Origin of the sequence: Desulfobulbus alkaliphilus (assembly GCF_016918545.1) — a bacterium.
Classification (GTDB): Bacteria; Desulfobacterota; Desulfobulbia; order Desulfobulbales; family Desulfobulbaceae; genus Desulfobulbus; species Desulfobulbus alkaliphilus.
This window is the reverse complement of sequence record NZ_JAFFQC010000057.1, coordinates 1-10,256: the sequence shown is the minus strand read 5'-3', so window position 1 is coordinate 10,256 and position 10,256 is coordinate 1. Positions and strand designations below refer to the sequence as shown.

The following is a 10,256-nucleotide window of genomic DNA, read 5'->3' as shown; positions in this document are numbered from 1 at the left end:
GCGCAACGCCGATCACGGGTACGACATCATTGATCGGCACGATCCTGCCGGCGGGGGACCGCGACCACTACCTGTTTGAAGCACCCCATCACGGCGAGTGGACGATTACCACCCAGGCGGCGCCGCCTGGGGTCGAACTGGCGATTGGGGTGTTTCCCTACCCGAGTGGCGCATGGCTGTCCGACCGTGCCAGGGACGACTCCAACAAGTTGGTGGTCGATCTGCCGGAGCCGGGCAAGTATGTCCTCCGGGTGAGCGGCCGTACCCGCAGCATGCGCAGTGTCGAGCCCTACCGGTTGATGCTGGAATTCCGGTGACGTCGTGAAAAAACAGATACAGGCCTAAAAAAACACAAAAACAGGGTCAGGCCTAGAAGACGACAAGATTGCCCTTTCAAGATACACACGCCCATCACATCCAAAGCTCGCAACAATCGACCCGGCGTTTTTCTCGCATCATCCTGGCAGCATTGGTAGGTATTGGTGAACGTACAACGGCCAACTATCGTTCCGAAGCCGTTCGCAACCGGCTCTTCCTGCCCACCTGTTCCTGCAGCAGGTACCTGCCGTTTTGGGGACCGGGAACATACCTGCTCCTCCATGACCAACCAACTCCATTTTTGTCCTCCAAAGGGACCTGAAAACTTCACGACTTGGAGGCCTGACCCCGTATGTGCGTATGCGCATGCGTGCCAGCAGCAGTGACATCTGGCTCAGCCCTGTTTGCCGAATCGGTAGTGCGACACGCCCCACTCCTCGCCCTGGTGATAACCGAACAGCTCGGCGCAGGCCATGAAGAACACTCGCCACCGTTGGAACCAGCGCTTCGCCGACTCGGGGCCGTAGGTCTCGCGAAACATGGGCATGATTTCGTCCCGATGCTGGTCCTGATTGACCAGCCATGCCTCCAGAGTGCGCTGGTAATGCCGCCCGTTGAAGTGCCACTGTTCCTCCAGTTTCAGGTCATCCTGGAAACGCGGCAGTAGATCGCGCGATGGCATCAGCCCGCCGGTGAAGAAATAACGCCCCATCCAGTTGTCGTCGCCCTCGGTCATGAACGGATAGGCCAGTCGCTGGTGACTGAAGATATGGACGAACAACTTACCGCCAGGCTTCAACCACCCATGAATCCGCGCCAGCAGCGCCTGATAATTGCGCATATGTTCGAACATCTCCACCGAAACCACTCGGTCGAAGCGGCGGTCGATGGAAAAATCGTTCATGTCGGCGGTGATGACCTCGACGTTATCGAAACCGCGCTCCTGACAGCGCGCCGCAATGAACGCCCGCTGCGAGTGGGAGTTCGAAACCGCAACGATCCGTGCATCGGGATAAAACTCTGCCATCCACAGCGTCAGTGACCCCCATCCGCAACCCAGTTCCAGAATGTCCCGCGCGGATCCCAGTTCAGCCCGCTCGCAGGTCAGGGCCAGCATGGCGGCTTCGGCGGTCGCCAGATCCTTCACCTCCTCCGACCACCAGCTGGAACTGTATTTCAGCCGCGGCCCCAGCGTCTTCAGAAAAAAGGCCGCCGGCAATTCGTAATGCTGTTCGTTGGCCGATGCCGCGTGCAAAGCGATCGGGCTGGCACGCAGTTCCGTGATCAACCGCTCCAACGCTGCGGCCCGCTCCCGTTCGTCATGAGCGTCCTCGGCGCGTAAGCGCTGTGACAACAGTTGACGGATGCCGATTCGGGTCAATCCGTCGGGGACATAGCCTCGCTCTATGAGGTCGATGGCGATTTTCAGCATTGGCAGGCCTCTTAATTTTGGAAATCCTGGGCACAACCTCGTTCCCGCAACAACCGCAACAACGGGGGTCAGGCCTAGAAGAAAGCAAGATTGCTTATTTACGACACACCTGCTCATCCTGAGCATCCTGAGCATATATTATAGTTGCAGGAATGGGGTTTGTTAACAAATTTTGCTGGCAGCAGCGGTAAACGAACACAGGATACCTATCTGTCCGACGTAGTTCGCTACCGGGTCTATCTACCTGCTCCTCTGTTTCTACGGAAAGCGCCTGTTGTTTTTGGTAGCAGGCGAATAACTTCTTTTTTTATGAACAACCAAAACCACTTTGTCCTCCAAGGGACCTAAAACTTGACGACTTGGAGGCCTGACCCCGTACCTCCCGTATCTCCTTGTTGGAGGCCTGACCCCGTATCTCCTGACCCCGTACCCTGACCTTCAAAGGTTTTGAATTGTCGTCAAAAATAGCGGACAATTTCTTGAAAAAAAGCCAACAATATCATTGCAATAAACCCAAAGATTAAAAAATAAAATGATATTCTATTAACAATAACCGGAATAAGATTCGACCTTTGAAGTCTATATTCTGCCTGTAAATTTTTAAAAAATTTTAAATTTACATTTGGAAACAAAGGATTAGTAACACTGTTTTTTATCAATTTAAAATTACTTTTCTTTGCAACATGCACCAAATACCAAGTACTTGCTAAAAAACAAAATAAAGTTACTAAAAGTAATGGCTCTAGAATTCTTATTATTATGGACAAAAAAACCATATATTGCCTCTGCTAATTATTACAACATTTTCCGACAATAACATCATTTAGAACCCTAACACGAGACCCACTCCAAATACTCCAGCCCCCTCCGAAACCAACTTTCCATCCAGTTCCTTTGTTTTTCGAGTAAGACCGGCCAATTAAAAATGCTCCCCACACGCCAGAATCATCAGAATAATAACCTGAATCGTCATAATTTGAAGAGCATTTTTTAATTGTAGACTGATTATCACTTAACGTTGCACTTGCTCCCCCAGAGCCTTTTAAACCTAGACCAAGTTCCCAGCCTCCTGAAAAAACCTGCAATGTACGCAAACGTTTGTTATTATTCTCATCGCAACATCTATCTGTAGTTACCGTTACAGAAAGGGAAATAATTCCAAATGTGACACCAAACCCTCCAGCAATATCCCTGTAAAGTCCCATCGGGTCTGTAGCATTTACTGGATCATTGTCAACATACGCATACAGATTCATCCCCCCAGCCAACCCGATGGGGTCAGGGGTGATATACCGTCCGGTACGGGGATCATAATACCTGTGCCAATTATAGTGCAGGCCGCTTTCCGGATCAAGGATCTGGCCGGGGTAGCGGAAGAGGTTGTCCTGGTGGTGCACCACCTGCTGAACTTGGCCAAAGGGCAGGTAGTCGCCCTGCCAGATGACTGTGCCGGTGGCATCGGTGAGAATTTGCGCGGTATTGAGATGGTCATTGAGGGCGTAGGAGACCCGGGGCTGCACCGGGACCGCCTGGGGACCCGGAGGAGCCGGAAGGGTGGCCGATGCGTCAGCGGCGGAAGCCAGGCGGGGGGCATACACCGGCGGGGTGCCATGCCAGAAAGGTGCATGTGGATTATTAAGCTGGCTGAACGGTTCGTCCCAGCCGTTGCCAAAGGTCACCCAGGTGTCTTCAAGGGGATAGGCGAAGACAATCCGGCTCCAGGATTCTTCTCCATCAACTCGCAGTCGCAGCCGGTACCATCCCTCAGTGACAAGGAAGAGCGCCTCTCCAAACATGTCAGTGGTCAGGGTACGGTTGAGAGGATCACCTTCAGGGGTGAACAGGGCAACCTCGGCGTTACTGACTGCTTCGCCTGTCGCGGTAGTGACCGAGACGTTGATCGTGCCCAGTTCAATGGTGAGGCGTTGTTCAACCCCATCCCCCCCGGGATCACTTATAAATTCCTGGCCGAGAAAGTACACGACTCCACGATACCAGCGGCCCACGGGAACCCGGAACACAACCATGCCGTTTGCATCACTGTCGGCGTAGAGGCCGGTGGCCGTGGCCCCGGAATCATCGGCAGCGTAGAGATAGCAGCGTACTCCGGAGAGGGGAGTGATGACCTCATAATTGATGGCGGTCAGGATCTCAATGCTCAAATCCTGATGGGCGATATACAGGCTGGCGGAAACGGTTTCAGGGACGGCAATCGGTTCGGACCAGAAATCCTGCTCCAGATAGCGGACCTTGATTCGGTATGACCCGGTACCCACGGTAAAGGTTGCGATACCCTGCTCATCGGTGAGGACGGTCCGGTTGAGCGGAGCACCGTTAGTATCATAGAGGCTGCAAGACAAACCGGCCAGGACCGTGGCGCCGTCGCCGCGGACAGTCAGGGAGAGGGTGCTGCCGCCGACATCGAGAATAATTTCCTGGATCGTGTCCGCTTGAACCGTACCGACACCCTGGTACTCGATCCCATCGGCCATGGCCTTGAAGGTATACTCGCCGGCGGGCAGGCGGAAGATGGCCTCGCCGTTGGTATTTGTCAGTGCGGACAGAGGGCTGTCGGGCGCGCTATCGCTGATTGCGCGCACAGTTGCCCCTGGCAAGGGTACACCGGCCTGGTGCAGCACCACCCGGGCCACCCCTTCCGGAATGTTGATAATTGTGTCGGTGCCGGGGACAGTTTCGACGCTGTAAAACCGGCCCAGGTATTCCGCCTGCATTCGGTACGGTCGGGGCGGCATGACCAGGTGCGCCTGACCGGAGGCATTGGTCAGGGTTTTGTAAGGCAAGGGCATACCTTCGAGGGTGGCCAATTTCATTCTGCTTTTCACGGCGGGCAGACGATCATCCAGATACTTGCGCTGTACGAAAATCCTCTGCTCGCCATGAGGGATGGTCAGGGTGTGGCGGTCCACCGCCGGAATGGTTAACGGAGCCGTTGAGTATGCATAGCCAAGGTATTCGACCACAAGAAGATAAGTGCCGTCAGCAAGCTCATATCTGGCTTTACCGGTACTTGAGGTGAGCACCGACTGATTGAGATACTGGCCCGAGGTGGAAAAGAGCATGGTGCGTACCCCTTCGAGAACATGTCCCAGGTTGTCGCCCACGGTGAGCACGAACGAACCGCCGCCGGTGGAGATGGTTGTCCCGGACGACTGGTCAGGAGCGAGGTTGACCGCCCCGCTCCAGAATTGCTCTTGTGTATGCATGGCCAGGAAGCGATACCCGCCAGCGGGCAGAGTGAAGTGGACAGCTCCGGTATCGTCCGTCTCGGCACTCAGTCCGGTAGTCACACCTTCCAGGCTGCAGGCGTGGACCGGAACCTCGGCCAACGGCTCACCGTTGGCGGTAACCAGCACCTTGACCTGTCCGGCGGCAATGGTGATATCAATATCCTGCCAGATGGTGTCAGCGGACCAGTACTCCCGGCCAAGATACTCTCCGCGGGCCCGGTAGGAGCGCTCGGGAAGCCGGAACACTACCTCGCCATCACCGTCGGTCCACCCCTGGAGATCAAGTCGCTGCCCTTCAGGAGTGAACAGCGTACAGGGGATGGCAGGGAGCGGCTGAAACTCCTCCGCGACCTGCAGCCCTACCCGCACCCGCACCTCCTGGAGAGGCAGGACAAAATGCTCCTCGGTATCGGCAGTCACCGTCAACACACCGCTCCAGAAAGAGTAACCGAGATAGTCGACCCGGACGAGATAACGGCCAGCGGCAACGGAATACTGGACCTTGCCCTGGGAATCGCCGATGCGGGACACCCCCAGAAAGGAACCGTCTTCGCTATACAGGGAGGTGGTGAGACCGGGCAGCACCGTGCCGCTGTCGTCAAGAACCTGGAACCTGAGAATGCCGCCACCAGGATCAATGGTCACTACGTCACTGCCGGGCATGACAGTCATCGGTCCGCTTGCAAACCGCTGGGCTAACAGTTCGGCCTGAAACATGTAGTGCCCGCCCACAGGCAGATCGAACCAGACCCGGCCCTCGCTGTCGGTGACCGCGAAAAGTCCGAGATACTCCCCCTCCTCCGTAAACGCATACACTGGCACCTCTACCGCCTCCACACCGTTGAGAACAACCTGCACAGCCATGGTCTCTTCTTCGATGACCAGGGCAATACCCCGGATGGTCCGCACCACCACCGGCTCGCTCCAGACCTGATGGCCAAGATAATCGACCCGGAAGCGGTAGGGCCCCTGACCAAAATCATCCCGATTGAAGCGGGCCTGCCCCTCAATATCGGTGGTCGCGGTAAGCCCGGTATACTGATCATGCGCATCAAAAGCATAAACCGGCAACCCTTCCGGGGTGGCCCCGGAGGAGGTGGTGACCCGGACAGTGAAGGCAGGCAGTTCGGTATAGTCAAACAGGGCCAGTCGCTGATGGTCCAGATAGACGTATTCCCGGAGCACGTTGCCAAACTCGTCCGCCTCGGCCAGCAGCTGCCCGTCACGGTCATACAGGGCAACAAGGGTACCGTCGCCGGAGGTGGTCAGAACACGCAGCCCCCGATAGTCATATGCATACCTGCCCACCTCGTCATCATCGACCATCACCGCCTGCAAACGATTGTCCGCATTCCAGACAAACCCCTGCCCGCCTTGCGCAAGGATGTTGCCGGCAGGGTCATAACTGTAGGCGACAGTATCCATCCCCTGCACTTCCTGCAGGCGATTGCTGCCTTCGGCATAGTGGTACATACTGATCCCACTGTCCCTGGTTTCAACGAGGCGGTTGCCGACAGCATCATACACATAGCTGATCGTGCCATAGATGCCCTCGGCGCGGATCAGCCGGCCGGGATCGTCATAGGTGAAGACCTGGGTTCGGGAGCTGTCCAACAAATCCTCGATGCTGGTGACCTGGTCGAGATCATTGTAGGTGTACGCCCTGTTCAGAACCGACCCTGCCTGCCGGGTCAGGAGGCGATACTGCAGATCAAAGCTCGAGCGCACCGTCAGACCGTTCCCCAAGGTCATGGCGGTAATCGGCCCGAGGGGGAGAGAAGCAATGTTTTCCGCAATTGTGGTGACCTGGCCCTGATAGGTGGAGGTCACCTGGATGATCGATCCGGACGGATCGCGATGATAGCTGACCACCCGCCCACTGGGATAGGTGACGGCAATCAGTTCATCGTGGTCGTTGTAGCTGTACCTGGTGGTAAACGTCTGTTCGTTTCTGGTGACGATCTCCTCGATCAGGTTGCCGTATTGGTCATAACGGAACCGGACGCTGCCGCTGCCATCCTGGACACCGGTCAATCGTCCCCTGCCATTGGCGCCCTCATCGTAGCTGTACCTGACATCCAGGGAGGCATCGGCATATCCGACCCCGATAAGTCGATTGAGCAGATCATAACGATAAAAGATCGAAGTCGTATTGGCATCTGTCTTGCCGACCAGATTGCCAGCGGCATCATACACGTAACGGGTTATTCCGGTGTCCGGGGCATCGGTTGCCACCCGGTTGCCCAGGTCATCGTATCGATATCGGGTCACATTGCCATTGGCATCGGTTACGGTTATCACATTGCCATGGAGGTCATAAGTGAAACCGGTCACCGTTGCTCCCGGCTCCACCAGGGAGGTCAGGCGGTTGAGGGCATCAAAGGCATAGGAGGTTGTTTTCCCTTGTCCCTGGGTCCAACTGACCAGATTGCCCACCGCATCGTATGCCAGTGCCTCATGACCGCCACCGGCCCGGATCAGGTTGACAAGCTGTCCGGCCTGATCGTATTCAGCAGCCACAAAGGTGGTCAACACCTGCTCCGGATCGTGGACGGACCGGCTGAGAACCCGACCTTCACTGTCATACGTGAAAAGTATGCTATTGCCGCTCTGATCGATGATCCGATCGATCCTGCCCGAGGCAGTGTAGGACAAAGAGATGATTCTGGAGTCCGGCAGGGTCACCGCCAGCAGCTTACCAGCAGGATCATAGCGGTGGGTCACTGTCCGGCTGCCGGTGGTTTGCGACAAAACACGTCCCTGGTCATCATACATCAGAGTTGTCTGCAGGCCATTGGCATCCTCGATCTGCTCGGGCAGACCCAACCCATTATAATGACTATAGGTGGTGGTCTGACCGAGGCCGTTGGTCACACTTTGGAGAAAACCGCGATTAGCGCCCTGCTCCGGGGTGTTTTCATAATAGACAAAGGAAAGAAGATCGTCCACCTCGACGCGCGGCCCATTGATGGCCGTGATCCGGCCATGGGCATCGTAGTGATACCTGATTGTCCGACTGATCTTCTCAGCCCCGTTGAAACCCGATTCCGTACGTGTCAACAGGTTGCCCGCCGCATCATAGGTCATACTCGTCACCTTCTGGTGACCGGGACTGCCAACCGAAGGTTCACTGATGACGACCGGTTTGTTATGTTCTGCAATATAGCTGGTCTGCACGGTATATTCCAATGGTGTACCGGCAGCCCGGGTTTCACTGATCTTTCTCCCCTGCTCATCATAGGCATACCGGGTGATCACCCCGCGGGCATCGCTTTTCTCGGTGACCTGCTGACGAAAATCGTAGACATACCCGGCCGCACTGTCCCCGCCGCAGGAGGAGCAGCCTGGGCCGGTAACCGATTGGATCCGGGCAACGCCGTGCCTCATCTCGAGCTGATAGGTGGTGACCGCCCCGAGACTATCGGTAATGACCCGTCTGAAGCCAGGCTGATAGGCAATGGTCACTTTTTCCTGGTCCTCGGCCAGCGCCGACGAGATGACCCGACCCATGGTATCGTAGGCCAGGGTGCGGATGCGGGTGCCGTTCGCGTCAATCAAGCCGGTCAGGTTGTGGGGATTATGCGGATCCTCGTACAGGTAGAGCCGCTGGGTACCGTTTGGTCGGGTGACCGAGACCAGATTCTGTCTCTCATCATAGGCGTAAGTGAACCGGCCGATCGGGGTGATCAGGGATCGGACCTTCCCTTCCCCATTGTACTCCAACAACAGCGAGCGACCAAAGGCGTCGGCAATAGTGGTCAGACGGTCGTCCTCATACACATAGAAGATCTGGTTGCCGTTGGCATCCTGACGGCTGGCGATTCGGCCGGCCAAACAGAAGAGTGTACGACCACCATCGGGCAGGAGCAGTTGATAGCCTTCCTGGGTCCTGGTGATCATCGCTTTTTCACCGAGCATACTGATCCATTGATCCGTATCGTTACTGTAAAAATGAAGCAAGTGACCGTCGGAGCGGGTATGGATGATCAGCTCCTCACCATCAACCATCTGCAGGGTTTCCTGCTCGGAGAAAGACCAGCCAGGACCAAACACACCCGCGTCCATATTCTGACTGTTATAATGTCGAGAAAAATTGAGCGATGTGACCGGTCCGATCAAAGTAACGTCCTGCTCGCTGAGATACAGGTTGCCGGTGGAAAAATGTATGCCATGGCGGGCGATGAACGGACTGCCGCCGGCATAAGACTCATGGCAATACAGGGCCGTACAGAGGAAAAGGACAAGAAGTGCCGCAAAGCGGTGAAAGTGTCGCATAACCGGTCGATTCCTTCGTTTTTCCATCATTTTTCGGGAGCACATCAAGGGAAGGGGCAGCCACGTGCCGGTATCATGAGATCCCGTTGGACTGTCACGGTTGCACCGTTGGCGGCTCTGGCGGTAATCTGCACCATCAATTCTTTCGTCCCCCAGGTTGCTGATGAAAGCCTGGAACCAATGATCCCTGAATAGCTCCAACTATCTGATGCTTGATTATAATTTTTGGCACCATGATGTGTATACCGAGCCTGGTGCACCTCTTTGAGGGCGATGGTAAGACTCCCATCATTGCCACCAACATACTCTTTGAAAGCAACTGTCCCAATGATGTCAAAGGTCAGATCGGGATAGTATCTTGGGCCAATGATGGTCACTTCTGGGGTGTTGTCGATGGTGATGGGGATGTTGATTTGTTGACGACTGCCATTGGCCGCTATCGCGATCACCTGCACCGTATGGTCACCCTGGGCCCAACCACCCCCGTCCGCTATCGAACCGACAATTTCCTGCCAGCTCCAAGACATCGAACCTGTGCCGGCAAAATACTGAAAACCAACCCGGCTGCGATACCTGTTGGGGCGAACATGCCACAGTTCAATATGACCTTCATGTCCGCCAACTCGTTCCTTGAACTGCACTGTCCCCTTGATATCCAGATCACCCGAAGTATTGCCCGCGGCACCGGAAACCTCAGGGGTATTGTCGATGGTGATGGGGATGTTGATTTGATGACGGCTGCCATTGGCCGCTATTGCGATCACCTGCACCGTATGGTCACCCTGGGCCCAACCACCCCCGTCCGCTATCGAACCGACAATTTCCTGCCAGCTCCAGGACATCGAACCTGTGCCGGTAAAATACTGAAAACCAACCCGGCTGCGATACCTGTTGGGGCGAACATGCCATAGCTCAATATGACCTTCATGTCCGCCAACTCGTTCCTTGAACTGCACTGTCCCCTTGATATCCAGATCACCCGA

The 10,256-nt window shown here is 55.7% G+C and carries 4 protein-coding genes; 1 reads left to right on the top strand and 3 read right to left on the bottom strand.

All coding sequences use genetic code 11. The features are described from left to right. The coding region (locus tag JWG43_RS16795) for a hypothetical protein (protein ID WP_205244106.1) at positions 1 to 317 on the top strand (317 nt) is incomplete at its 5' end. A gap of 395 nt (positions 318 to 712) precedes the next feature. Here JWG43_RS16795 and JWG43_RS16790 read toward each other — a convergent pair. The 3 genes from JWG43_RS16790 to JWG43_RS16780 form a co-directional block, all read right to left on the bottom strand. Beyond that, positions 713 to 1,750, bottom strand: coding sequence for an SAM-dependent methyltransferase (locus JWG43_RS16790; protein ID WP_205244105.1), 1,038 nt, complete (start codon positions 1,748 to 1,750; stop codon positions 713 to 715). 788 nt (positions 1,751 to 2,538) lie between these two features. Continuing rightward, on the bottom strand, positions 2,539 to 9,273 hold the full coding sequence (locus tag JWG43_RS19960) for an RHS repeat-associated core domain-containing protein (RefSeq protein WP_205244104.1): 6,735 nt from the start codon (positions 9,271 to 9,273) through the stop codon (positions 2,539 to 2,541). A 44-nt stretch (positions 9,274 to 9,317) separates the two neighbouring features. Next, positions 9,318 to 10,256: hypothetical protein (locus JWG43_RS16780; protein WP_205244103.1), on the bottom strand; the 939-nt coding region annotated here is incomplete at its 5' end.

Bases quoted from the DNA above. Each gene is read 5' to 3' on its own strand.
- JWG43_RS16790 (WP_205244105.1), bottom strand. From the start codon at position 1,750: ATGCTGAAAATCGCCATCGACCTCATAGAGCGAGGCTATGTCCCCGAC.
- JWG43_RS19960 (WP_205244104.1), bottom strand. From the start codon at position 9,273: ATGCGACACTTTCACCGCTTTGCGGCACTTCTTGTCCTTTTCCTCTGT.